General features: G+C 71.8%; 24 protein-coding genes and 1 tRNA gene. 14 read left to right on the top strand and 11 right to left on the bottom strand.

Features of this window, described 5'->3' with window-relative positions; all coding sequences use genetic code 11:
* Window positions 1-30 precede the first annotated feature (30 nt).
* Window positions 31-654 (top strand): hypothetical protein, encoded by a 624-nt coding sequence (locus IO24_RS0121200; protein WP_045295995.1) that lies wholly within the window; start codon window positions 31-33, stop codon window positions 652-654.
* A gap of 231 nt (window positions 655-885) precedes the next feature.
* On the opposite strand, the gene IO24_RS0121205 is transcribed toward IO24_RS0121200, so the two are convergent.
* From IO24_RS0121205 to IO24_RS0121215, 3 genes are all read right to left on the bottom strand, one after another.
* The gene (locus IO24_RS0121205) at window positions 886-1,875 is read right to left on the bottom strand and encodes a DUF5926 family protein (protein ID WP_031137741.1); all 990 of its coding nucleotides are present in this window, start codon (window positions 1,873-1,875) and stop codon (window positions 886-888) included.
* Between the two features lie 108 nt (window positions 1,876-1,983).
* Window positions 1,984-2,622, bottom strand: a complete 639-nt coding sequence (locus IO24_RS40905) for an ATP-binding protein (RefSeq protein WP_037668100.1) — start codon at window positions 2,620-2,622, stop codon at window positions 1,984-1,986.
* Window positions 2,623-2,790: 168 nt separating this feature from the next.
* Window positions 2,791-3,618 carry a glycerophosphodiester phosphodiesterase gene (locus IO24_RS0121215; RefSeq protein ID WP_031137743.1) on the bottom strand — a complete coding sequence of 276 codons (828 nt, stop codon included), beginning with the start codon at window positions 3,616-3,618 and terminating at the stop codon, window positions 2,791-2,793.
* Between the two features lie 287 nt (window positions 3,619-3,905).
* Here IO24_RS0121215 and IO24_RS0121220 point away from each other — a divergent pair, with 287 nt between their 5' ends.
* From IO24_RS0121220 to IO24_RS47655, 3 genes are all read left to right on the top strand, one after another.
* Window positions 3,906-5,336: a S1C family serine protease gene (locus IO24_RS0121220; RefSeq protein ID WP_031137744.1), complete on the top strand. Its 1,431-nt coding sequence runs from the start codon at window positions 3,906-3,908 to the stop codon at window positions 5,334-5,336.
* 63 nt (window positions 5,337-5,399) lie between these two features.
* Window positions 5,400-5,486: transfer RNA gene (locus tag IO24_RS0121225), tRNA-Ser, on the top strand.
* Between the two features lie 849 nt (window positions 5,487-6,335).
* Window positions 6,336-6,644 carry a hypothetical protein gene (locus tag IO24_RS47655; RefSeq protein WP_425274860.1) on the top strand — a complete coding sequence of 103 codons (309 nt, stop codon included), beginning with the start codon at window positions 6,336-6,338 and terminating at the stop codon, window positions 6,642-6,644.
* A 159-nt stretch (window positions 6,645-6,803) separates the two neighbouring features.
* On the opposite strand, the gene IO24_RS0121240 is transcribed toward IO24_RS47655, so the two are convergent.
* Window positions 6,804-7,160, bottom strand: a complete 357-nt coding sequence (locus tag IO24_RS0121240; RefSeq protein ID WP_031137745.1) for a PRC-barrel domain-containing protein — start codon at window positions 7,158-7,160, stop codon at window positions 6,804-6,806.
* A gap of 160 nt (window positions 7,161-7,320) precedes the next feature.
* On the opposite strand from IO24_RS0121240, the gene IO24_RS0121245 reads away from it, so the two are divergent.
* The 5 genes from IO24_RS0121245 to IO24_RS0121260 all read left to right on the top strand — a co-directional run bounded on the left by IO24_RS0121245 (window position 7,321) and on the right by IO24_RS0121260 (window position 11,956).
* On the top strand, window positions 7,321-8,154 hold the full coding sequence (locus IO24_RS0121245; protein WP_031137746.1) for a YihY/virulence factor BrkB family protein: 834 nt from the start codon (window positions 7,321-7,323) through the stop codon (window positions 8,152-8,154).
* A 490-nt stretch (window positions 8,155-8,644) separates the two neighbouring features.
* Window positions 8,645-9,838 (top strand): ice-binding family protein, encoded by a 1,194-nt coding sequence (locus IO24_RS0121250; RefSeq protein ID WP_420823236.1) that lies wholly within the window; start codon window positions 8,645-8,647, stop codon window positions 9,836-9,838.
* A 441-nt stretch (window positions 9,839-10,279) separates the two neighbouring features.
* Window positions 10,280-10,528: a hypothetical protein gene (locus tag IO24_RS45255; RefSeq protein ID WP_167551629.1), complete on the top strand. Its 249-nt coding sequence runs from the start codon at window positions 10,280-10,282 to the stop codon at window positions 10,526-10,528.
* Window positions 10,529-10,758: 230 nt separating this feature from the next.
* Window positions 10,759-11,145 (top strand): hypothetical protein, encoded by a 387-nt coding sequence (locus IO24_RS0121255; protein ID WP_031137748.1) that lies wholly within the window; start codon window positions 10,759-10,761, stop codon window positions 11,143-11,145.
* Between the two features lie 40 nt (window positions 11,146-11,185).
* Complete coding sequence (locus tag IO24_RS0121260) at window positions 11,186-11,956, top strand: glycosyltransferase family 2 protein (protein WP_234335313.1); 771 nt, start codon at window positions 11,186-11,188, stop codon at window positions 11,954-11,956.
* Here IO24_RS0121260 and IO24_RS0121265 read toward each other — a convergent pair.
* The 3 genes from IO24_RS0121265 to IO24_RS0121275 form a co-directional block, all read right to left on the bottom strand.
* On the bottom strand, window positions 11,951-12,712 hold the full coding sequence (locus tag IO24_RS0121265; RefSeq protein ID WP_031137750.1) for a PIG-L deacetylase family protein: 762 nt from the start codon (window positions 12,710-12,712) through the stop codon (window positions 11,951-11,953). The genes IO24_RS0121260 and IO24_RS0121265 overlap by 6 nt on opposite strands.
* A gap of 9 nt (window positions 12,713-12,721) precedes the next feature.
* Window positions 12,722-12,937, bottom strand: coding sequence for a ferredoxin (locus tag IO24_RS0121270; RefSeq protein WP_031137751.1), 216 nt, complete (start codon window positions 12,935-12,937; stop codon window positions 12,722-12,724).
* Window positions 12,938-13,024: 87 nt separating this feature from the next.
* Entirely contained in the window at window positions 13,025-13,492 is a 468-nt protein-coding gene (locus IO24_RS0121275) for a hypothetical protein (RefSeq protein WP_037668101.1), read from the bottom strand.
* A 437-nt stretch (window positions 13,493-13,929) separates the two neighbouring features.
* Between IO24_RS0121275 and IO24_RS0121280 the strand changes: the two genes are divergently transcribed.
* Window positions 13,930-18,318 (top strand): NACHT and WD repeat domain-containing protein, encoded by a 4,389-nt coding sequence (locus IO24_RS0121280; protein ID WP_031137753.1) that lies wholly within the window; start codon window positions 13,930-13,932, stop codon window positions 18,316-18,318.
* Window positions 18,319-18,485: 167 nt separating this feature from the next.
* Here IO24_RS0121280 and IO24_RS0121285 read toward each other — a convergent pair whose 3' ends face one another.
* The 4 genes from IO24_RS0121285 to IO24_RS0121300 form a co-directional block, all read right to left on the bottom strand.
* Window positions 18,486-19,058: a GNAT family N-acetyltransferase gene (locus tag IO24_RS0121285; RefSeq protein WP_031137754.1), complete on the bottom strand. Its 573-nt coding sequence runs from the start codon at window positions 19,056-19,058 to the stop codon at window positions 18,486-18,488.
* 74 nt (window positions 19,059-19,132) lie between these two features.
* The gene (locus IO24_RS0121290) at window positions 19,133-19,654 is read right to left on the bottom strand and encodes a DinB family protein (protein ID WP_031137755.1); all 522 of its coding nucleotides are present in this window, start codon (window positions 19,652-19,654) and stop codon (window positions 19,133-19,135) included.
* Window positions 19,655-19,663: 9 nt separating this feature from the next.
* Window positions 19,664-20,128, bottom strand: coding sequence for a hypothetical protein (locus tag IO24_RS0121295; protein ID WP_031137756.1), 465 nt, complete (start codon window positions 20,126-20,128; stop codon window positions 19,664-19,666).
* A gap of 37 nt (window positions 20,129-20,165) precedes the next feature.
* Entirely contained in the window at window positions 20,166-21,032 is an 867-nt protein-coding gene (locus tag IO24_RS0121300; protein ID WP_031137757.1) for a bifunctional DNA primase/polymerase, read from the bottom strand.
* A 368-nt stretch (window positions 21,033-21,400) separates the two neighbouring features.
* Here IO24_RS0121300 and IO24_RS0121305 point away from each other — a divergent pair, with 368 nt between their 5' ends.
* From IO24_RS0121305 to IO24_RS0121320, 4 genes are all read left to right on the top strand, one after another.
* Window positions 21,401-21,727, top strand: a complete 327-nt coding sequence (locus IO24_RS0121305) for a hypothetical protein (RefSeq protein WP_031137758.1) — start codon at window positions 21,401-21,403, stop codon at window positions 21,725-21,727.
* Between the two features lie 160 nt (window positions 21,728-21,887).
* Window positions 21,888-22,802 carry a bifunctional MaoC family dehydratase N-terminal/OB-fold nucleic acid binding domain-containing protein gene (locus IO24_RS0121310; protein ID WP_031137759.1) on the top strand — a complete coding sequence of 305 codons (915 nt, stop codon included), beginning with the start codon at window positions 21,888-21,890 and terminating at the stop codon, window positions 22,800-22,802.
* The gene (locus tag IO24_RS0121315) at window positions 22,799-23,191 is read left to right on the top strand and encodes a MaoC family dehydratase (RefSeq protein ID WP_031137760.1); all 393 of its coding nucleotides are present in this window, start codon (window positions 22,799-22,801) and stop codon (window positions 23,189-23,191) included. The genes IO24_RS0121310 and IO24_RS0121315 overlap by 4 nt, the downstream gene beginning before the upstream one ends.
* On the top strand, window positions 23,188-24,360 hold the full coding sequence (locus IO24_RS0121320; protein WP_031137761.1) for a lipid-transfer protein: 1,173 nt from the start codon (window positions 23,188-23,190) through the stop codon (window positions 24,358-24,360). The genes IO24_RS0121315 and IO24_RS0121320 overlap by 4 nt, the downstream gene beginning before the upstream one ends.
* Window positions 24,361-24,469: the final 109 nt, after the last annotated feature.

Raw genomic sequence — 24,469 nt, forward strand, 5'->3', positions numbered from 1 at the left:
GCCCGCCCGGGCGCGTTAAGTTCCGGAACCATGCGGCGTCACGCCCGGGGGCGCTCCCGGGACCTCCGAAAGACCAGACTGCTCGTCCTCGCGGGCGTCGCGGTGGCGTGCGCGGTCGCACTGCCGCCGGCGGTGACGTCCGCGGGGTCCGTGGGGTCCGCGGGGCACAAGGGTGCCGTGGGCTCGGTGGACGCCGATGTCCGCGCGTCCGGTTCCCGTGCCTCGCGTCCCTCGCCGCGCGCCGACGACAAGGCACCCGGGGCCCCTTCCGCCGCCCCCGGCCTCCCGGTGCTCGGGCAGGGCCTGTCGACCGCCGTGCGCTGCGGGCCCGAACTCTCCTCGCCCGACGGCATCGAGGCGCAGACCTGTGTGGTGACGCAGGGTGCGGAGACCTGGGCACGGACCTACTACCGCAACGCGACGGGCGAGGCGCTCGACGCCGTACTGAGCCTGATGGGTCCTGATGACCGGAGCGTGCGGATGACGTGCGCCGTGAGGGCGGAGGACGAGCCGGGGGCGTGTGAGACGCCCCGGGAGCCCGCACGCGGGGTTCCGTCGGCCTACACGGCTGTCGCGGAGTTCGCCGAGCGGGGCGGGCTCGGACCGCTGCTGCTGCGCTCGGGGAGCAACTCGCCTGCGAGAACGGGCAGTTGACGAGCGGCTTCGTTCCGTGAACGGAAACGGGCACGAAAGAACCCGGTTGCTGGCGACGGGGGATGCACCAGCAACCGGGCTACACGAACGGTAACAAGAGATCGGCGGTTCGCAAATTCGAACTTGCCTTTCCGGTCACGGACTGGCTTGTCCGCACCGGGAGTTGTGCATCTGAGAGGGCGCGGCGACCCGGCCGGCCGGTGCGGGGCCGGCCGGGTACCGGGTCGGGCGTCAGCTGAGCGTGACCTGCCGGTTGGTGAGGCCGCCACGGGCGCGGCGCTCGTCCGCGGTGAGCGGCGTGTCCGTCGCCAGGGCGGCGGCGAGGCGCTCGGCGAACTCCGCCGCCGGCTTCTCCACGTCCTCGGCGGTGACCCCGCTCGGCAGGTCCCAGACCGGCACCGTGAGCCCGTGAGCGCGGAAGGAACCCACCAGGCGGGTGCCCTCGCCGAGACTGGAGCGGCCCGCGGCGTGCAGCCGCGCGAGGGCGTCCAGAAGAAGCTCCTCGGCGTGCGGCATGACCCACCGCAGGTGGTTCTTCTCCGGCGTCTCGCACCAGTACGCGGCGTCCACGCCCTGGAGCTTGACGGTCGGGATGGCCGCGGCGTTGGCCCGCTCCAGGGAGGCGGTCACGTCGGGCGTGGCGTTCTCCGGGTCCGGCACCCAGAACTCGAAGCCGCTGTGCACTTCTGGCTCGAACGCGCCCTCGGGGTCGAGCAGATCCTGCAGCCGCGGGCTGTCGGCCGGGGCGCGGCGGCCCTGGACGGGTGTGCCGGGCCGGGCTTCCAGGGCGCGCTGGAGGGTGTCGGCGAGGTCGCGGCTGATGTCGCCGGAGGAGGTGTCGTTCTGCAGGCCGAGCAGGACCGAGCCGTCGTCGCGGCGCAGGGCGGGCCAGGCCATCGGCAGGACCGTGGCGAGCGTGACCGCCGGGACGCCCTCGGGCAGGCCGTCCTTGAGGGTCAGCTCGACCGTGGCCGCCGGGACCAGCTCGCGCAGGGCCACCCAGTCGCACTCCCCGGGCAGGCCTTCGAAGGGGCGGTGCACCAGCTCCGTCGCGGCGTGGGAGGCGGCCCGGCCGTGACAGGCCTTGTAGCGGCGGCCGCTGCCGCAGGGGCAGGGCTCACGGGCACCGACGACCGGAACGTCTCCCTCAGCACCTGCCGTGCGGGCTCCGCCCGTGGTCTGCGGGCGCTTGGCCTTCGTCTGGGGTCGCTTCTTGGCCATCGATGGGTCTCCCGGTTACGGCTCGTCTCGTACGGTCGCGAGCCTAGCCGTTCGTGCCCCGGGCCACGGGATCCTGTGGACAACACCGTTCCAGCGCGGCGTACGGGCTCAGTCCATGTCGTCGAAGGCGCCCGCGAAGTCCAGTCCGGGTATCCGGGAGACCGCGGGGGCGGTGACGCGCGTGGCGAAGTCGTCGCGGCGGTGGCCCGCGTCCGGGTCGTGGACGTCGTCGTGGACGATGACCCACACGGTGACTTCGCCGCGGACGTCGTCCCGCACGCCCCAGTCGTCGGCGAGCGCGGTGATGATGTTCAGCCCGCGGCCGCCGTGCGCCGTGACCGACGGGGTCGCGGGGGCGGGGCGGGTCGGGCCGCCCCCGTCCGTGACCTCGACGATGAGCCGGCCGGCCGGGTCCACGCGCCATGCGGCACGGACGTCACCGTCGCCGGACAGCGCGTCGCCCAGGGGTCTGCCGTGCTTGCACGCGTTGCTCAAGAGTTCGGAAAGGATGAGTACGGCGTCGTCGATGACCGATTCCGCGACTCCGCCTCCGCGCAACTGCGTACGCATCCGGTGTCGCGCTTTCCCCACGCCCGCAGGGCCATGGGGTACGGCCATGCTCGACGACGTGGGCACCTCCTGTGCCACCACCAACGCCACCCCCGAGACCTCCTTCGCCCCACGCCACGGTGTGGATGCCCCATTGGCCTGTACCGGAAACCGGCCGATCCACGTCCGGTGACGCATTCACCACGACCGAATACGGATCGAACGCGCCGGAGCACTCCCTGTAATCAAGTGGCTGGAAGCCATCGGTGTGGCCGAGAAGGGAGGATCCCGCCCGGCTGTGCCCGGGGTCAAGAGGTGTGCGTGAGTCTGATGGGACTTGAGAGGTTGGTGATGCCGGGTGGGATGTCAGCGGCCGAGCTGGTCCAGCACCGCGCGCGGGCGGTTGGTGATGATGGCGTCGACGCCCAGCCCGACGCAATGGTCCACGTCCTCGGGCTCGTTCACGGTCCACACGTGCACCCGGTGCCCGGCCTGCTTCAGGCGCTCGATGTACACGGGGTGGTTGCGCACGATCCGGATGGAGGGGCCCGCGATCCGCACGCCCGGGGGCAGCCGTCCGTCGCGCAGCCGGGGGGTGAGGAACTGTGTCAGATGGACCGTCGGAAGCGTCGGCGAGGCGGCGTGCACGCGGTGCAGCGAGCGGGCCGAGAAGCTCATGACCCGCACCTGTGACTCCTCCGCGGAGGCCGGGGCGTCGAGGCCGAACCGCTTCAGCAGGACCAGCAGCCGGTCCTCGACCTGCCCCGCCCAGCGTGTGGGGTGCTTGGTCTCGATGGCCAGTTCCACGCGGCGCCCGGCGTCGGCGACGAGCTCCAGCAGCCGCTCCAGGGTGAGGACGGAGGTCGCCTCACGGTCCTCCGGGCGGTGCTCCCAGTCGGGTTCCTCGTCGCGTCCCTTCCAGGTCTCGCCGGTCTTCCAGGAGCCGAAGTCCAGGGCGGCGAGGTCGGCGAGCTCCAGCGCGGAGACCGCCCCGCGGCCGTTGGACGTACGGTTGATCCGGCGGTCGTGTACGCACACCAAGTGGCCGTCGGCCGTGAGGCGCACATCGCACTCGAGGGCGTCCGCGCCGTCCTCGATCGCCTTGGTGTACGCGGCCAGGGTGTGTTCCGGGGCGTCCTCGGAGGCTCCGCGGTGGGCGACGACTTGAATCACATGCTGTCGTGCGTGGGTCACCGCGTCATGGTGCCACCGAGTGGGGGTAGGCGTCCGGTCGGACGGACTCGACGGATGCGCGGGGCCGGACGGAGGCATTGGGATTGCATCCTTTTCGCCGGTAATGACCTATATAAAGAATGGCCTCGGACGCACAGCCACCGCTTATGGTGCTCTGACGGCCGGTGGGAAAAGCTGACGGCATACAAAGGGACAAGCACAGTTCTATCGCGCCGGTCCCGTCGACCGGCGCGAAAAGCGCGACCGAGTGCGACCCGGAAAACAGCCGTGGATCTAGGAGAGAAGCTGTGAGCACCGAGAACGAGGGCACCGCGGTACCCCCCGCCCCGTCCGCACCCCCCGTGCCGGTGGACGCTCCCGCTGCCTCGGCGCCCCGGGCACAGGCTCCCCAGGGGCCGTACGGGCAGGACGCCCAGGGCCAGGCCCCGCACGGGCAGAGCGCCTCCGGCGACGCCGGCCACCCCGGCGTCTCCTCTTCCGCCCCCGACCCGTCCTGGCCCCCGCCCCCGCCGCCGACCGCCCCGTACGGCGACGGCGGTTCCGGCTCCGGCTCGGGCGGCTGGGGTTCGTCGTACCAGCAGCCGGCGCCGAAGTCCGGCCGCGGACGCGGTGGTCTGGTCGCCGCGATCCTGGTGGCCGCGCTGGTCGCGGGCGGCATGGGCGGCGGGATCGGCTACGTGCTGGCCAAGGACAACGACGAGAGCACCGGTTCGACGACGGTCTCGGCTTCCGCTAACGGCGGCGACGTCAAGCGCGACCCGGGCACGACCGCGGGCGTCGCCGCCAAGGCGCTGCCGAGCACGGTCACGATCGAGGCCGAGAGCACCAGCGGCGAGGGCGGCACCGGCACCGGCTTCGTCTTCGACAAGCAGGGCCACATCGTCACCAACAACCACGTGGTGGCGGACGCGGTGGACGGCGGCAAGCTCACGGCGACCTTCCCGAGCGGCAAGAAGTACGACGCCGAGGTGGTCGGTCACGCGCAGGGCTACGACGTGGCGGTCATCAAGCTCAAGGACGCCCCCTCCGACCTGAAGCCGCTCACCCTCGGCGACTCGGACAAGGTGGCCGTCGGTGACTCCACCATCGCGATCGGCGCCCCGTTCGGTCTGTCCGACACGGTGACGACGGGCATCATCAGCGCCAAGAACCGCCCGGTCGCCTCCAGCGACGGCAGCGGCAGCCAGGCGTCGTACATGAGCGCCCTGCAGACCGACGCCTCGATCAACCCGGGCAACTCCGGCGGCCCGCTGCTGGACGCGCGGGGCAATGTCATCGGCATCAACTCCGCGATCCAGTCCACCGGCAACGGCGGCTTCGGCACCGGCCAGTCGGGCTCGATCGGCCTGGGCTTCGCCATCCCGATCAACCAGGCCAAGTACGTCGCCCAGGAGCTGATCAAGAACGGCAAGCCGGTGTACGCGAAGATCGGCGCGTCCGTCTCCCTGGACGACACTGCGGGCGGGGCGCAGATCTCCAAGCAGGGCGCGGGCGGCGCCGCCACACCGGTCGAGCCAGGCGGCCCGGCCGCCAAGGCGGGCCTCAAGCCGGGCGACGTCATCACCAAGCTCGACGACCGGGTCATCGACTCCGGCCCCACCCTGATCGGCGAGATCTGGACCCACCAGCCCGGCGACAAGGTCACGATCACCTACGAGCGCGACGGCAAGCAGCACACGGTCGACGTCACGCTCGGCTCCCGCGTCGGCGACAACTGACCCCCACCCGCCCGCACCGACCCGTTACCCTTGTCCCCGCGCCGCCGATCACGGTCGGCGCGGGGAGGTGTGCCCGAGCGGCCTAAGGGAACGGTCTTGAAAACCGTCGTGGCAGCGATGTCACCGTGGGTTCAAATCCCACCGCCTCCGCGCGATGAGCAGTGAGAACGGCCCCTGACCTGTGGTTCCGGTCGGGGGCCGTTCTCATGCTGGGACTCTGTGACTGCCCGGCGCTCCCCAATGCTTACCGCTCTATCGGGCACGGCTGGGGCACGCCCACTGGGCACCCGCGTCTGACGCTTGTACCGTTCCGAAGTGGCCTGGATATCCCTCCTTGCAACACTTACTGGTGGCGTGATTGCTCTGGGATCGGCACTTCTCGTGGAGCACAGAAGGGCGCGGCGAGAGGCGGTGTCTGAGTGGCACAGGACACGGCGGGAGCTCTACTCAAGGTTTCTCGCGGCCCATGCCCAAGCTGGCAGCGATCTGCGGAACATTGCCGCCACGTCCGGCCTTGATGCGGGCGAGCGGTACCGGCTGACACGGTCGGCCTACACCCACTGCTACGCATCGCGCCATGAGTTGGAGCTTCTCGCGCCACCCTCCGTCGTTCGCCCGGCTGAGGAATGTAGTCGGGCAGTGCGAATGATGCGCGATGCCGTGAGCGCGGGGGCGCGTCTTGACAGCGATGAGTTCGAGGAACTGACACGCAGGTACCTGGAACTGCGTCTGGAGACCAGAGGTGCCATGCGCTCGGACATCTCGGCCGACAACAATTGACCTGCTTCGGGCCGGATCCGCAGTCGGCGGCGGCGCCCCCTCCATCCCGGTGCCGACCGATCCCCCACCGGAGGCATTGCCGTGAGCGCGGGCCGCGCACCTTGATCCGGCTGTGTCGCATGGTCGACCAGTGCGGGTGGACCAACGGTGGATCCGTCGGGGAGACCGGCAGGATCGGATCCGCGATGACCGGCGACGGGCTCGGGGAGACTGGCGGCAGTGACCGGTGAAGTCGATCGACGTCCCGGCATTCCCCGCGGGGAGCGCGGTGCGACCACCGTCGCCGACCGGTTGTCGCGAAGATCGCTTCCCACGGGCGGGCTGGATCTGCAGCGTCACTGGGGTTTCGGCGTGCCGGGCTGGTCGCTCTTCCGCGGGCCGGACGATGTGGTGCTGGGCACCGAGGGACGCACCCGGTGGCGGGAAGAGGGCTGGTGGTGGCCGACCGTGATCGCGGTGCTCGCCGTGGTTGACGGTGTCATCGGATGGGGCGGCGACCGGTGCGCTGGGACCAGCGCACGGCGATGAGGGCCAGAGCGGCCACGAGAATCACGATGCCGATGATCAACAAGTAGCCCAGCCCCTCCGCCGCTACTCCGATGATTCCCAGCACTACCGCGACCAGAACGAGAAGCAGCAAGAGGGCCATGACGCGTACGCCTCCCAAGGGTGGCTGAGGGCGGGCGATCAGCGGCGTGCGAGTTGCCGTTCGCCGCCTGCGCCCGTCCGGTAGGGCATGTCGTAGTGCTGGAAGATTGCTTCCTCTGACTCGGCGGGCAGGATGTCGTCCATGCCGACCGAGGGTGCCTTCTTCACCAGTGTCTTGGCGTAGGAGACCTTGACGTAGCCGGGCCCGAGGATTGCCTCGTCGAGGGGTACGAAGGCCAGGTGGTGGCGGGTGGGGAGTCCGGTGCGGACTGTGGCCATGGCCGGTTCGTCGGTGGTGGTGTCCACGTAGACCGCTTCGAGCACGCCGATCTTGTGGCCCTTCGGGTCGACGACGCTGCGGTTGCGCCACTCGCGGATATCGGCTGAATGGATCATGGCCTGCCTCCTGAGCCGTTGATCCGGGCCGGTTCGAGCCGCCCCTGCGGGCAGTCACAGCCTGCTGAACCTCGGTGGCCCATTGTTTGTTCAGGCTATCCGCGAATCTTCGCGTCGCGCCCTCGCGTGGCAAGGGTTTCGAACGTGGTAGTCGGCAGGCATGCCGATAAAGCCTCCCGGTGACGCGGACCGTTCGTCTCGGTTCGGGCGGCTGCACCGCGTGATCAGCCGCTCGCCAGTCGGGCGGGGATGGCGGCGGAGCAGGGATACCGAGCTGTGGTCGCGTTCGCTGGGCTTCGCGGCGCTGGGGTTCCTCACGCTGGTGCCGCTGCTGATCATCGTCTCCGCTGCCGACGCCGAGCACGGGCGGGGGTTCGCGCAGTGGCTGGGGGAAGGGCTCGGTGTGTCGACGGCCTCCAGGCGGCAGGTCGAGCAGTTGTTCATCCGGCCCGGCCAGGCCCTGCGGACCACCACCGCCTTCGGTATCGCCGCCCTTGCCGTGTTCGGCCTGACCTTCGGGGCGGCGGTGCAGACCGGCTATGAGAAGGTCTGGGACCTGCCCCCGGCCCGCTGGTGGGCCCGATGGCGGCATGTGGTGTGGCTCGGCGTCCTCACCGGATACCTCTACCTCTCCGCCACCACCACGCTGCGGCGCGAACCTCTGGCGGGTGGGGCCGTGGCGTCGCTGAGTGCCGTGCTGTTCCTGTGGTGGTCCCAGCGCCTGCTGCTTGGCGGGAGAATCCGCTGGCGTGCCCTGCTGCCCGGCGCCGTGGCCACCGTGATCGGGCTGCTCGGCCTGAGGGTCTTCTCCAGGCTGGTCTTCTCACCGTTGATCGCGTCCAACGCCGTCACCTACGGACCCGTCGGAACCGTCCTGGTCATCCAGTCCTGGCTGGTCGGTGTCGGCGTCGTCGTCTTCGGCGGGGCGCTGGTCGGCCGCCTGCTGTACGAAGAACTCCCCCGCTTCGCACACCCACGGAAACGGCCCGAGTGAGGCGTATTTGGGCCAGGGAGACACCTGAACTCAAGGCAGCCCATGGCCGCCGATGCTCCTTGTCTCCGACCCCGAGCTTTATGGGTAGCCGCCCAAATAGGTGAGAACGGCTGCCGGCGCACTTTTCGCAGGATTCGAGGTCGTGAAGCACCTTCGCCCCCGTGTCGGGCACGCTGGGGAGTTGCGATTTTTGGTGACGTTTCCCAGTGGCCCGTCCGGAGCAGGGCAGTGAGCGCCATCCGGCCCATTAAGCATTATTAAGCATTTCGCGATTGGTTGGTCAATTCCAGCGAAGGTCCTTGAGGCGAACCGTGAATCGATCGCTTCCCCGAATAATATGCCGCTGTTAGAACCGCCGATGTAGGCATCACCCCTCACAGGAATTGGCCCCTCGATGACACTGAACATCCCTGGTGCGTCACGATGGCGTTCCATGTCGCTTTGGATCACTGCGGTAGTAACCGCGGTGATCGCCGCTGCTGTGATCGCGATGTCGCCGACACGCGCTGAAGCCGTTGCCACGCCCGTGCCTCTGGGTACGGCAGGCAATTTCGGAGTACTGGCGGGTTCGACAGTCACCAACACCGGCCCGACGACGGTCGAGCGTAACGTCGGGGTGAGCCCGGGCACCGCGGTCGTGGGGTTCCCGCCCGGCGCAGTGCTGCCGCCCGGAACCATCCACGCTGGTGACGCCGTCGCTCTCCAGGCCCAGAACGATCTGACCACGGCGTACAACCAGGCCGCCGGGCAGGCGCCGGACGTCACGTACACCGGAGACCCCGTTGAGCTCGGCGGCCAGACGCTGGTTCCGGGCGTCTACAAGATCCCCGTCAGTGCCCAGCTCACCGGCACCCTCACCCTGAACGGCCAGGGCAACCCCAACGCGGTCTGGGTGTTCCAGGTCGGTTCGACGCTGACGACGGCGTCCGCAAGCCGGGTGCTTTTCACCAATGGCGCCAACCCGTGCAACGTGTACTGGCAGATCGGCAGCTCGGCCACTCTCGGTACCGGCACCAGCTTCGTGGGCAACGTCCTGGCCTTGACCACGATCACTGCCAACACGAATACGACCGTCAACGGCCGGCTGCTGGCCCGCAACGGCGCCGTGAATCTGGACACCAACACGATCTTCCAGGGTGAGTGCGGGACCAGCCCCACGGGCACTCCGACGGGCACTCCCACGGGCACTCCGACCGGCACTCCGACGGGCACTCCGACGGGCACTCCGACGGGCACTCCGACGGGGACTCCTACCGGCACTCCCACGGGCACTCCTACCGGCACTCCCACGGGCACTCCCACGGGCACTCCCACGGGGACTCCCACGGGCACTCCGACGGGGACTCCTACCGGCACTCCGACGGGGACTCCTACCGGCACTCCCACGGGGACGCCTACCGGCACTCCGACGGGGACTCCGACGGGCACTCCTACCGGCACTCCCACCGGCACTCCCACGGACGGCGGCCACGGGGGCAAGGAGCACGATGGGCACGGCCACCATGACGGGGGCAAGAAGCACGATGAGCACGGCCACCATGACGGGGGCAAGAAGCACGATGAGCACGGCCACCATGACGGGGGCAAGAAGCACGATGAGCACGGCCACCACGACGGGGGCAAGAAGCACGACGGGCACGACAGCCACGGCTGGGCGGACATCCCGTCGTGGTCTGGGCACTAGCTGACCTGGCCATGTGCCTGGTAGGGATTGCCTGGCTTCTGGCGTAGAGATCGGCAAGCCAGTGGACCAAACGGCGCGCGGCGGATCGCCATCGATTCCGTCGCGCGCCGTAGTCGTGCTGGGGGGCGGGGGCACTGCGAGAGCGAAGCGTCAATCCCCGAAGCCTTGTCGAGGGCAGCCGAGGCTGACCGCTCATTCGGGGGTGACGGCAACGGCGGCACACAGACCCGCCAGGCTACGCGGACTGCTTCTTCGACCCTGTCGGCGTGCGGTCCTAGGCGGGCCAAGCAGGGGGCCACTCCTCCTTTTGGCGGATGGGGCCGCACGATTTTTCTCGGGTATTCGGGTGATAAGGATGATAATCCTCCTTGGCGGGGGAAGCATGAGACTGCCATGCCTTCACCGATTCCATCGGAGTCCACCCACGCCAAGGAGACAGAAATGCGTCGAAGTGTCAGTGTGCTGATCGCATCAGGGGCTCTTGTTGCTGCCCTTGGATCCCCGGCAATCGCCGACGATAATATCTTCGCTCTGATTCCCATCAAACTGGACAACACTACTAGCGTTCTGAACAACCCGAGCGTTCTGAACAACCCGAGCGCTCTGAACAACCCCAGCGTCCTGAACAACCCCAGCGTCCTGAACAACACTGACGTGGACGACGATGACGTTGTGCTGGACCAGGATTGACAGGTCGGTGCCCCCGGCTTCGTCGGGGGCACCGCAGCATCGATAGGAGCGGTGGCAGCGATGTCACCGTGGGTTCAAATCCCACCGCCTCCGCGCAGGTCATGGATGTCGCACGGCAGAAGGGGTGCCCCTCGTCGAGGGGCACCCCTTCTGCTTGGGGCCTGCTTGGGGCAACGGCGGCCGGATCTCCGCCGTCTTCAGCCCTGAGCCACCACGACGAAGGAGTGTTCATGATGAACACCAAGGCGCGAACGGCCGCGCTCATCACCCCCGTCGGGCAGGAAGCCCAGGACGAGGCGAGGGCGCTGGCCGCGGACGGCCGTACGGGCAAGGCTGCCCGGAGACTGCGCAGGGGCTCCTGGCTCAAGCGGGGCCCGGCCCGGGAGGCCGTGGAGTTGCTGGCCGGCGGGCACGCGTTGCCCACGAGCAGCGCCCAGGCGCTGGACGCCCTGCGCCGGCTCGATGCCGCGCTGGTCGTGGAGCTGACCGCGCTGCTCGACGGCGGTCAGCAGATCGCCGCGGTCAAGCTGCTCCGTGAGCGGACCGGTGTCGATCTGGCCGGTGGCTATCACCTCGTCCTGGAGCTGGGCGGCGAGCCGGATACGCCCTCGCCCTGAGCACTACGATCACCAGAGCGTGCCGGTCGGAGAAGGGTGGGTGAGCGTCGCCGTGAGTCGGTGCATCGTCGTCGTCACCGCCGTACACGGTCCCCATGCCCGGTTTCTGCCGGAGGCCTACGCGTCGTTGTGCGCGCAGCGGCTTCCCGGGGGCTGGGAGTGGCACTGGGTCGTGCAGGAGGACGGGGAGAGCGAAGGCGTCAGGCCGCATGTGCCCAGGGACGCCCGCGTGACGTTCCGGCAGGGGCGGGCCGGGGGGCCCGGTGTCGCGAGGACCATGGCGCTGGCCCATGCGGACGGGTCGTACGTGAAGGTCCTCGATGCCGACGACCGGTTGGCGCCGGGCGTGCTCGCGCGGGATCTCGCCGTGCTGGAGGGGGATCCGGACCTCGGGTGGGCCACGTCGCGGGTGCTCGACCTCATGCCCGACGGGTCGACGGCCGGCTTTCCGGGCGATCCGGACGAGGGGCCGATCGAGCGCGGAGCCGTGCTCGCGCACTGGAAGGCGAACGGCTTTCTCGCGCAGGTGCATCCCGCCTCGCTGTTCGTGCGGCGGGAGTTGCTGCTCGCCCTGGGCGGATGGATGGCACTGCCCGCGTCGGAGGACACGGGGCTGCTGCTCGCGCTGAACGCCGTGAGCCGCGGATGGTTCTCGGGCGAGGTGGGCCTGCTGTACCGGAAGTGGGACGGGCAGATGACCGGGCAGGCGGCGCATGCGGACCGGGCCGAGCGGGAGGTGCGGGTGGCCGTCGTGGAGGCCAGGGCCAGGGCGTTGTCCCGGCTCCGGTGGGGTGCCCCGGCCGCTCTATGAGAGCAGCCCGGTCTGCGCCGGGGCCGTCGGAGCCAGGCCGTGGCGGGTGTACCACTCCGTGCCGAGCAGCCGTTCCCGCTCGGGCACGGGGAGGGCGGCGATGAGGCCGGGCGCGGCTCCCCGCATCACCTCCGTGCGGTGGGCCAGGACCGCCGCGATCTTCCGGTCCAGCCAGGGGGTGACGTCGACGGTGGCGGTGACGCGTTCGTCGGGGACCGTGCGCATCGCTTTGCCCGTGAAGGCCAGGTGCCCGCCCCATGCCCGGAGGGCCGAGTGCGGGTGCGTGGCCAGGTACAGGGCGCTCGGCTGCCACGGTTCTCCGGAGTCCGGGCAGAGGCGTTCCAGGCCGGCGGCGTGGACCGCGAGCGTGGTCACGCGGTGGGTGTGCACATGGTCCTCGTGGCCGGTCAGGCCGCCGTAGGCGTCGTGGGTGACGACGACCTCCGGGTGGAAGTCCCGTATGTGCGCGACCAGTTCCCGCACCGCCTCGTCCAGCGGGGCGTCGCACCAGCGCGGTCTGCCCGGGGCCGACTGCGGGACCCGGGAGTCCGCGTATCCGAGCATGCGTGGCGGGCCCGCGCCCAGGACGTGGAGCGCCTCGGCCAGTTCCGCGGCGCGCGGGGTCTCCGCCGACCAGGTCGCCGTGACGACGGCCGTGCGCGCGCCCGCGCAGGCGTGGCGGGCGAGGACGCCGCCCGCCGACAGGGACTCGTCATCGGGGTGGGCGAAGACCGCGAGCAGGCTCGGTGGCGGCATCGGCCCTCGCTACGGCCGGTCAGGCGCCGACCGCGGCGCCTCGGTGATGCTGATCGCCTGGCTCGGGCACTTCTCCACCGCCTCCAGGATCTCCGGATCCTCCCCCGCCTGTTCGCGGCCCGGGCGGACGACCCCGAAGCCGTCGACGAACGCGAAGACCGCCGGCGCCCGGTGGGCGCACTCGGCGGAGCCGTAGCAGAGATCGCGGTCGACAGAGACCTTCATGCTGCTTTGTCCCCCTCCTGACGGCCTCGGGAGCCGGTGGCCGTCGGGAGTTGACTGCCCAGCGCGCCGCCCGCTGAACCGGTCCGGCTACCGCGCGCCCCCGGCGGTGGTCAGCCAGTGGGCGACCCGGCGCACGGCGGCCTCGTCGAGCCGTTCGACCAGGGTCTGGACGGCCGTGTCGTCCTCGGGGGAGAGGTCGTGGAGGCCCGCCTTGGTCAGGCCGGCCATGAGGACCTGGTGGCGGCGGCCGGTCATCCGTTCCGCCAGCACGGCCGGTTCGCCGGGGGAGGGCTCAGGGTCCGGCACAGATACGGCAGTCTGCTTCAGCGGGGTGTCGAACCGGTGCCACGCGCCGTTCTTCGGCCCCCACAGGGCGACGGTCACCTCGTCGCCCCGCGCCCGCACGGCCCGGGTCATCTCGCCCAGGGCGTACAGCACGGGCGAACGGTGGGGCGACTGCGCGGCCGTCCGCCAGGAGCCCGCGGCCGGCCGGTAGAACATCGCGACCCAGCGGGGAGCACCCTGCGGTCGTGGGCTCTCGGGACGTGACTCCACTGCGCTCACCCCTGCACATCGCTCGGAAGCGGTACGGCAGGCCGACCATAGCTGACGGGTCGTCAGTTATCCAGGGTCGGAGAGCACGGTCCGGCAGGGTCGGAGAGCACGATCGGCCAGGGTCGTGGAGAACGGTCCGCCGGAGGCGAAGGGCGCGGCCCGCCGGGGGTGTCGGGCGGGGCCCGCTGGGGAGGATCACCACGTCGTCCGGCACCGGTCCCTCCCCTCGTGGGGACCGGTACCGAACGGTGGAGCTGCCGTCGTCCGGCTTGGACGGAAGCTGACCGGAATGGGTGCGCTGCTGCGTCCGGATCCTGTCATTCCTGGCCGTGGAGGGGGAGGTTCCGGCGTCCGGCGGACGGTATTACCGCAGGTCAGCCATATAGAGTGAGTTTTCCGGTCCGGACGTCCAGGCGTGGAAGTGAGGAGCTGAGACTTTGAGTTCCGACTCGGGGGCACGCACCGCCTTCGCGGAACGCCTCGCACTGCTGTACAAGGAAGCCGGCAACCCTCCTCTCAAGCGGGTGTCCGAGGCGGTCGTCCGGCTCCAGCGGGTCGACGAACGCGGGCGGCCCGTGCGGGTGTCGGCCCAGCGCATCAGCGACTGGCGGCGGGCCCGGAACGTACCGGCCCAGTTCCCCGCCCTCGCGGCCGTGCTGCACGTGCTGATCCCCGAGGCGCGGCGCTCGCGGCCCACGCCGGTCTCCCCCGGCCTGTACGACCTCGGTAAGTGGCAGCGACTGTGGGAACGCGCGGTGGCCGACCCGGTCGGCGAGCGTCCTACGGCGTCCGATGCCGAGGAACGGCCCGCGGACGAGACCGCGTCCGGCGGGGTGTGCCCGTACCGGGGTCTTGCCTCCTACCGCCGGGAGGACGCCCGGTGGTTCTTCGGCCGGGAGCGGAGCACGGGCGCGCTCGTCACCCAGCTCGGGGCCGTCGCGGGGACGGGCGGCATGGTCATGCTCGTGGGCGCGTCGGGAGCGGGGAAGTCCTCGCTGCTGAACGCCGGTCTGGTACCCGCTCTGCGGGACGGCGCGCTGGGCGGCGACGACGGTGACGAGAGCGGCCGGGCGCGAGAGGTCGTGCAACTCGTACCGGGGAGTGATCCGCTGGCGGAGCTACGCCGGTACATCCCCGAGCTGGCGCCCGTCGTCCCGGGCCCGGCTCCGACCCCGACCCCGGATCCGACCTCGGCCGGGGGAGCCTCACCCGGGCCGGAGGCGGGCGGGTCCGGTGCTTCTCCGGCAGGTGGATCCGGCGCTCCTTCGGCGGGGGGTTCCGGTGCCTCTCCGGCGGGCGGATCCGGCGCTCCCCCGGCGGGCGGGTCCGGCGAGTCCCCGGCGGGCGGGACCAGTGCCTCCCCGGCGGGCGGCTCTGGTGCCTCTCCGGCAGGCGGATCAGACGACGCTCCCCCCGCAGGCGGATCAGACGCCTCCCCCGCAGGCGGACCCGGTGCCTCCCCCGCAGGAGGGCCCGGGCCCTCGCCCGCAGGGCGACCGGTAGCGGGGGAGCACGGCGGGCGGCCGGCCCCGGAGCCCGGAGCTCCGGCCTTCACCGACGCCGTGCGCGCCGCCGTCGCCGCCTGGGCCCGGCGCGACGCGCCCGCCGGGGCCCGCCCGGTCGTCATCGTGGACCAGTTCGAGGAGACGTTCACCCTCTGTCCCGACGAGGCGGACCGGCGCACCTTCATCGAGGTCCTGCACGCCGCCTGCTCGCCCGCCGGCCCCGGCGAACCGGCCCCGGCGATCGTGGTGCTGGGCATACGCGCCGACTTCTACGACCGCTGCCTGAGATACCCCGAGCTGGCCGACGCGCTCCAGCACCGGCACATGGTGCTCGGGCCGCTGACCACCGCGGAGCTGCGCGAGGCGGTGACCGGCCCGGCCAAGGCCGTCGGCCTGGAGCTGGAACCGGGACTCGCGGAGCTGATCGTCCGGGAGGTCAGTGCCGACGGTCCGCGCGGTGAGGGTCCCTCCCACGCCTTCCGGGCTGTGGGGGAGCACGACGCCGGCGTGCTGCCGCTCCTCTCGCACGCCCTGCTCGCCACCTGGCAGCGCAGGAAGGCGGGCCGGCTCACGCTGGCCGGCTACCGCGCGGCCGGCGGCATCCAGGGCGCGGTCGCGGCGACCGCGGAACGGGCCTGGACCGGCCTCGATCCGGCCGCGCGCACGGCGGCCCGGCTGCTCCTGCTCCGACTGGTCCGGCTGGGCGAGGACACCCGCGCCACGCGCCGCCGCGGGACCCGGCGGCAACTGGCCGGCGAGTCGGCCGACCCCGGCAAGACGGAGGAGTCCCTCGAAGCGCTGGTCCGCGCCCGGCTGGTGACGCTCGACGCGGAGACCGTGGAGATCACCCACGAGGCGCTGCTGCACGCCTGGCCGCGGCTGCGCGACTGGATCGACGAGGACCGGCAGGGCAATCTGCTGCGCCAGCGCCTGGAGGAGGACGGCCGGGCCTGGGAGGAGTCGAACCGCGACACCTCACTGCTCTACCGGGGCTCCCGGCTGGAACAGGCCCACGGCTGGGCGAGCTCGGCCGGGGACCCGTTCCTGACCCGCAGCGCGGTGGAGCTCCTGGCCGCGTCGGTCCGGCTGCGCCGGCGGATCATCTGGATCAGCCGGGGCGCGGTGGCGGCGCTGGTCGTGCTGGCGGTGCTGGCCGCCGGGTCGGCCGTCGTCGCCTGGAAGCAGCGGGACGAAGCCGTCTTCCAGCAGGTGCTCGCCCAGTCCGACCGTGTGCAGGACACCGATCCGTCGCTGTCCGCCCAGCTCGACCTGGTGGCGCACGGGCTGCGGCCGGACGACGAGGGCGCGAACAGCCGCCTGATCTCCATCGTGAACGCCCCGCTCTCCAGGCCCCTCACCGGCCACGCGGGCGCCGTCTACCTCACGACCTTCAGCCCCGACGGACGCGTCCTGGCCACCGCCAGCTACGACCGGACCGTACGGCTGTGGGACGTCGCCGACCCCAAGCGCCCCAAGCCCCTGGGCAAGCCCCTCACCGGTCACACGAGCTGGGTGAGCAGCGCGGTCTTCAGCCCGGACGGCCGGACGCTCGCCAGCGCTTCCGACGACGGCACGATCCGGCTGTGGGACGTCACCGACCCCGCGCGCCCGAAGTCGCTCGGCGCGCCCCTGACCGGCCATGACGGCACGATCTACCTGATCGCCTTCAGCCCGGACGGACGCACGCTGGCCTCCGCGGGCGACGATCGCACCGTACGGCTGTGGGACGTCGCCGACCCCGAGCGCGCCAAGCCCCTGGGCGAGCCCCTGACCGGGCACACGGCCGCCGTGCGGTCGGTGGCGTTCGGCCCGGACGGCCGGACGCTGGCCGCGGGGGGCGACGACGGCACGATCCGGCTGTGGAACGTGTCCGAGCCGGGGCGCCCGGAGCCGGCCGGGACTCCGCTGACCGGCCACACCGCCACCGTGCACTCCGTGGCCTTCAGCCCCGACGGCCGCACGCTCGCCGGCGGCAGCGCGGACGGCACCGTACGCCTGTGGGACATGGCCGGTCCGGGCCGCCCGGCCGCGATCGGCGCGCCGCTCACCGGCCATACCGGGCCGGTCTGGTCCGTGGCCTTCAGTCCCGACGGGAACATGCTCGCCGCGGCCAGCGCGGACAGCACCGCGAGCCTGTGGAAGGTCAGCGACCCGGAGTATCCCTCGCAGGTCGGCGGGCCCCTCGCGGGCAGCAGCGGCGAGATGTACGCGCTCGGCTTCAGCCCCGACGGGCGCACCCTCGCCACCGGGGCGGGCGACAACAAGGTCCGCCTGTGGTCGCTGCCGACGTCGGACATGACCGGCCGGACCGGGGTGTTCCGGCCGGACGGGCGGCTGCTCGCGACGGCGGCGCGCGACGGGCGGATACGGCTGTGGGACGTGCGGACGCCCGGCAGGCCGGTGCTCATGGGCGAGCCGTTCCGCCCGGGCAAGGGCGACGTGAGCTCCCTGGAGTTCTCGCCGGACGGCCGCACCCTCGCGGTCGTGACGGGCGACCGGACGGTGGAACTGTGGAACCTCGGCGAACCCGAACGCCCGGTCCGCCACGGCTCTCCCGCGTCCCTGCGCATCCGGTACGCCGACCCGCTGGCCTTCAGCCCGGACGGGCGGGTCCTGGCCACCGCCTACGACGACCGCACCGTCCAGCTGTGGGACATCGGCGACCCGGCCCGCCCGCGCCCGCTCGGTGCCCCCCTCACCGGTCACAAGGGCTACGTCAATCACCTGGTGTTCAGCCCGGACGGCCGGACCCTCGCCAGCGGCAGCGCGGACGGCACGATCCGGCTGTGGGACGTGACCGACCCCGGCCGGGTGACCCTGACCGGAGCGCCTCTGCGGGGTCACCTCGGAGCGGTCAACGCGCTCGCCTACAGCCGCGACGGCCGCACGCTGGCCAGCGCCGGCGACGACAACTCGGTCCGCCTCTGGGACACCGCGGACCCCGCCGAGGCCTCCCAGCAGGCGCGGCTCACGGGCCACACGGAGGCGGTCGTCTCGCTGACGTTCAGCCGGGACGGGCGCACCCTGGCCAGCGGCGGCAACGACAGCACTGTCCGGCTGTGGAACGTCGCCGACCCCTCGCACGCCACCGCGATCGGCCAGTCGATGAGCCCCAACGCCAAGACCGGCACGTTCCTGGCGTTCAGCCCGAACAGTCACATGCTGGGGGTCTCCAGTGGCGCGGACACCATCCGGCTCTGGGATCTCGACGTCGACACGGCCGTCCGCCGCATCTGCTCGATGACCCGGGGCGTGCTGACGCCGGACACCTGGCGGGAGTACCTGCCCCGGCTCTCCTACGATCCGCCGTGCGGCGGCTGACGAGGCCGTCTGGGCCAACAAGCCCGGCAATCACGGCAGTTGAGTGATACGAGTCACAGCCGGGGCTTTCCTGGCGGTCGGTCGGCTCGCGGTGCGCAAGCGCTTGTTACCCTTGGCCATAGCTCGACCGCTGGTGCATCCCCCGTCGCCAGCGGTCGGGCCTTTTTTCAGCCCAGGTCGAGGCGCATCAGAATCCGGGGATGGCCGGCCAGGACCGAGGCCGTGTCCGCAGCGTGGGCGAAGCCGGCGCGTTCGAAGTTCTTCCGCAGGCCCGCGTACGCCATCGTCAGATCGACCTTGGCGTCGCCGTTGTCCAGGGGGTAGGCCTCGATCGCCGGGGCGCCCCGGTCGCGGGCGAACTCGACCGCGCCGGCGATGAGAGCGTGCGAGACGCCCTGCCTGCGGTGCCCGGGGCGCACCCGGACGCACCAGAGCGACCACACCGGAAGATCGTCGAGGTGCGGGATCTTGCGGTTGCGGGCGAAGGAGGTGTCCGCGCGCGGGGCGACGGCGGCCCAGCCGACCGGTTCGTCACCGTCGTAGGCGAGCACGCCCGGGGGTGGCTCCGCGCGGCACAGCCCGGCGACGTACTCGCCGCGGGCCGGGCCGCGCAGTTCGCTGTTGAGCCGGGAGGGGATCCGGTGGCTCAGGCACCAGCAGACGCTCGCTCCGGGTGACTTCGGCCCGAGCACGGCACGGACGTCCTCGAAGTCCGTGGCCGGCCGAACGTCGACGCTCATACCTTCACGATGCCACGCACCGGGCGCCCGCGCCCCGGAAGCCGGGGACCTGCGGGACCCGCGGTCCCGGCCGGTCAGGCCGCCGCCCGGAGCAGCCGCAGTTGGCCGATCTCGCTCGCGTTCTTCATCAGCTCCGCGTTCACCCAGGCCACCATGTGCGCGACGGTGTGCCGGGGATCGTCCGGCCAGGGGAACGGGGCCGTGGCGTCCAGATCCTGGTCGGTGAGGTCGTCCAGGACCGTGAGCCACTGTGTGCGCAGGCCCCGCAGCCACTCGATCGCCGGGGCGCCCTCGCCGGGCCAGACGATCTCGGCGCGGTCGCGGGGCGGGCGGCCCCGCGCGTGGTCGAGGGCGACGCTCCACCACCATCCGATGTGCCAGCTCACCCACGCGACGGTGGGGACGGGGACCGGGTCGGGTTCGGTGTCCGCCCAGTCCGGGATCCAGGTGCCGTCGGGGTCCCGGCGCATCGTCCAGCAGTGCGCCACGGGCTCCCAGAGGAAGTCCTCGGGCTCCAGCCGCTCCAGGTGGTACTCGAACAGCGACCAGGTCAACTCGAACTGCCAGCGCGGCAGTTCCGTACGGGAGGCGCTCATCGGACGACCCTACGGGGGCGCCGGGGCGTCCCGGGCCAGTACCGCCCAGTCTAGGTCCCGCAGCGCGGGCTCGGCGTCGCAGCCCGACGGCAGGCGGGGCGTCGACTGGAACCAGACGACCGTCAGGCGCGAGCGGTAGGCGACCGGGTCGCGGGCCGGGTCCAGGGCCGCCGAGTGGAACGTGCCGAGGCAGGCCACGGCGGGCAGCACCTCGACCGGCCCGAGGCCCCCCGCGTACTGGTCGGGGTACTCGCGCCGCGGTGGGACGAGGTGCACCGGCGTGCCCGGGCGGGACCGCTCGGCGGTGTGCAGCAGGTCCCGGATCCGCAGGTCGTTCAGCGGCTTGCAGGGATAACCGTCCTGAAGGTCGCCGTACGTCGACGACAACCGCAGTTCGGCGAGATCCACCGGGCGGCCGGAGGCCAGGACGAGGCGGGCGAGCGCCAAGGCCGGCGTTCTTGCGTGGTGTTGCATCGAGGTCTTTCGGTGGTGGTCATGGGCGGGGCCTTGCTCAGGGCCGGTGCCCCGTCATCCGTGCCGCCGACGCGATGGTCGCCCGGGCCTCCCGTTCGGACAGGCCGGTGCCCAGGGCCGCGACGACCAGGGGGTCCACCAGCGCCGGGCCGATGCCGTCCTCGTAGGCCCGGCAGGCCGCCCAGAACAGGCGGGTGTTGCGCTGGCCCTCGTGCGCGGCCAGGACGAACTGGACCAGGCCCTGGCCGTGCCCGCCGGCCGCCGTGGGCGCGAGGTGGTGGGCGCGGGGCGGCGGGAGGAGCAGCCGCAGGAGGGAGCGCGGGCAGGGGGCGGGGGCCAGGTGCGCGGTGCCCGGGGCGGCGGCGTACACGCCCTGGTCCGTGCGGGAGCCGGGGCCGACCAGGTAGCCGCCCGCGCCCCGGATGTCGATGCCGGGGGCGAGCCGGCCCGCCGAGTTGGGGACGACGACCTCGGGCGGGCCGCTGAGCCACAGGTGCCGGCCGCCGGACGGGGTCACCACGACCACCGTCGGCGGGATCGTGAACAGGTGCCGCAGTGCCAGTTCGCGCAGGGCGGCCGTGGAGTCCGTGCCGGTCTTCACGTCCAGGTCGAGGCCGATCAGATGGTGCGGGGGCAGTCCGCAGGCGATGCCGTAGCCGGTCGCCCGGGGCGCGGCGGCGAACAGTTCGCGGATGCGGTCCGGGTCGCTGGAGGCGTCGTAGACCCCGTGCCCGGGGCGGCCGCACGCGCCGTGGCAGGGGGAGGGGGCGGGGTCGTCGCGGTGCGGGGAGCGCAGGGCCGGGAGCTTGGAGCGGGACAGGGGGATGACGGCCAGTCCGCGTTCGGCGGCTGACAGGGCGTGTGCGAGGGCCAGCGTCGTGGCCTGCCGGTCGGTGGTGGCCATGACTCTAGTTTCGTACGTACGTTCGAAAAAGGAAAGGGGGGGCGAGTGTGACGCGCCGGGGGCGGGCGGCGGGTGGGAGATGTGCGGGAACGCTTCGTCCCTTGCGGCGCGCGGGTTCGAACGCCCCCTTCTGCTCCCATTCGGTACGAGAGTGACGCATAGGGGTTTATCGCCTTGTCCTCATGCTTGCGTGCGAATAGCGGCTTCCGGTGGGGTTCGCCGGGGATTCGGTGGGCAACTCTGGACTCGCGACGTCGAGTACCGCACCGGGGCGGTCGGCCAACTTCCCTGGTGACAGCAGTGGTTCAGGCACACACGGCATGAGCCGGTGCGTCCTCGGTCCGATCAGTCCTGGAGGGACAAGAAACATGGCACGTATCCGTACCGCCCGCGTCCTCGCGGCCGTCTCCGCCCTTCCGCTCGCAGCCGCCCTCTTCACCGGTGTCGCGACGGCGGACAATGGCGCCTTCGCGGACAACGGATCCATCGCGTCCGCCGCGGAGGCCGAGCAGGGCATCCTCGGCAGCGGCGTCGGCGGCGACAACTTCGGCAACTCGGCCACCACCCAGCAGCAGGCCGTCGGTGACGGCGCCTCGAACCAGAGCAACACCGCCCAGGTCAACGGCTCGGAGTTCACGGCCGTCAACCAGGGCAACGCCGACACCGCCGTCAGCTTCTCCCCGCTGTGGCGGTGAGCTGACCGGGCCGGTGCGGCGGCATCGGCCCGGTGTCGTGGGGGTGTACTTCGTGGGGTGACAAGCGTCTGAGCGGCGGTACTCCGGTACCGCCGCCCAGGCGTTTTCCGGGTCTGCGGGGTCTTGACGGGACGTCGGATCTGACGGACAGTCAGAAATCGTGAGTGGTGAGCCGGAGGTCCACGAGGAGTTCGAGGCGCGCCTGAAGGCCTACGAGGGCCGGCCGGCCGCCGCCACCGGGGTCGGCCGCGACCCCGTCAACGAGCCGATGATCAGGCACTGGTGCGAGGCCATGGGTGACACCAGTCCCGCGTACACGGGACCGGACGCCATCGCCCCGCCCACCATGCTCCAGGCATGGACCATGGCCGGCCTCACCCGCCGTCCGGAACGCACCGCCGCCTACGACGAACTCCTCACCCTGCTCGACGAGTCGGGCCACGACGCGGTCGTCGCCACCGACTGCGACCAGGAGTACCTGCGCCCCCTGCGCCCGGGCGACGAGATCACCTTCGACTCCGTGATCGAGTCGGTGTCCGGCCGCAAGACCACGAAACTCGGGGCGGGCTACTTCGTCACGACCCGCACGGACATCCGCGCGGGCGGCGAACTCGCCGGCACCCACCGCTTCCGCATCCTCAAGTACGCCCCCGCACACCGGTCTTCGCGACCGGTGGAACGCCGCCCCCGCCCCGTCGTCAACCGCGACAACGCCGGCTTCTGGGAGGGCGTGGCCCGCCACGAGCTCCTCATCCAGCGCTGCACCGCCTGCGGCACCTTGCGTTTCCCCTGGCTGCCGGGCTGCAACGCGTGCGGCTCCCCGGACTGGGACACCGTCGAGGCGAGCGGCGAGGGCACGGTCTATTCGTACGTCGTCCTGCACCACCCGCCCTTCCCGGCCTTCGAGCCTCCCTGCGCGGTCGGGCTGATCGAGCTCGCCGAGGGCGTGCGGATCGTCAGCAACGTGGTCGGCGTGCCGTACGACAAGGTGCGGATCGGCATGCCGGTGCGGCTGGAGTTCCGGCGCTACGACGAGGAGCTCGTGCTGCCCGTCTTCCAGGGGGTGACGCCGTGAAGACGCCACGCGCCGGCGACCGCCTCCCGCCCCTTCGGATCCCCGTCACCCGCACCCTGATCGTCGCCGGGGCGATCGCGTCCCGCGACTACCAGGACGTCCACCACGACCCGGAGCTCGCCCGGCAGAAGGGCTCCCCCGACATCTTCATGAACATCCTGACGACCAACGGCCTGGTCGGCCGCTACATCACCGACCACTTCGGCCCGCGGGCGGAGCTGCGCCGGGTCGCCATCCGGCTCGGCGTGCCCAACCACCCAGGCGACACGATGGTGCTCACGGGCACGGTCGAGGAGGTCGACGGCGACACGGCGACCGTCCGGGTCGTCGGCGCGAACGGCCTCGGCAAGCACGTCACGGGCACGGTGACGGTGAGGATCACGGCATGAGCCCGACGGGGCGGGACCTTCTCGGCGGGCGAGCGGCCATCGCCGGCATCGGGGCCACCGAGTTCTCCAAGGACTCGGGCCGCAGCGAACTGCGCCTCGCCGTCGAGGCGGTGCGCGCGGCCCTCGCGGACGCGGGGCTGACACCGGCCGACGTCGACGGGATGGTCACCTTCACCATGGACACCAGCCCCGAGATCACCGTCGCGCAGGCCGCGGGCATCGGGGAGCTCTCCTTCTTCTCCCGCATCCACTACGGCGGCGGCGCGGCCTGCGCCACCGTCCAGCAGGCGGCCCTGGCGATCGCCGCGGGAGTGGCGGACGTGGTCGTCTGCTACCGGGCGTTCAACGAGCGCTCGGGCCGCCGTTTCGGCTCCGGGGTGCGGCACCGGGAGCCCTCGGCGGAGGGTGCCGCCCTCGGCTGGTCGCTGCCGTTCGGCCTGCTCACCCCGGCCTCATGGGTGGCGATGGCGGCCCAGCGCTACCTCCACACCTACGGGCTGACCCCGGAGGCGTTCGGGCACGTGGCGGTCGTCGACCGGAAGTACGCGGCGACCAACCCGGCGGCGTACTTCCACGGCCGGCCCATCACCCTGGCCGACCACGCCGCCTCCCGCTGGATCGTCGAACCCCTGCGGCTGCTGGACTGCTGCCAGGAGACGGACGGCGGCCAGGCCCTCGTCGTCACCTCCGTCGAACGGGCCCGCGACCTGCCCCACCCGCCCGCCGTGATCGCCGCGGCCGCCCAGGGCGCCGGACGCGGCCAGGAGCAGATGACCGGCTTCTACCGCGACGACCTCACCGGCCTGCCCGAGAGCGCGGTCGTGGCCCGGCAGCTGTGGCGCGCCTCGGGGCTCGCGGCGGCCGACATCGACGTGGGGATCCTCTATGACCACTTCACGCCGTTCGTGCTGATGCAGCTGGAGGAGTTCGGTTTCTGCGGCCCCGGTGAGGCGGCGGACTTCGTGGCCGGGGAGCACCTGCCCCTCAACACACACGGCGGGCAGCTGGGAGAGGCGTACCTGCACGGCATGAACGGCATCGCGGAGGCCGTCCGGCAGATCAGGGGGACGGCGGTGAACCAGGTGCCCGGTGCGGAACGGGTCCTGGTGACGGCCGGGACGGGCGTGCCCACGTCGGGACTCGTACTCGCAGCGGCCCCCCAGGGGTGAACCCGCAGTAGCCCGGACCCGCCGCTCCACCTACAGGAGGTGCAGTCACCCCCACCCCTACAACCTGAGGGGGACACCGCTTCGGGACCTGCGGCCGATCCGCTCGCCG

Origin of the sequence: Streptomyces flavovariabilis, assembly GCF_000725785.1 — a bacterium.
Taxonomy (GTDB): Bacteria; Actinomycetota; Actinomycetes; order Streptomycetales; family Streptomycetaceae; genus Streptomyces; species Streptomyces hawaiiensis.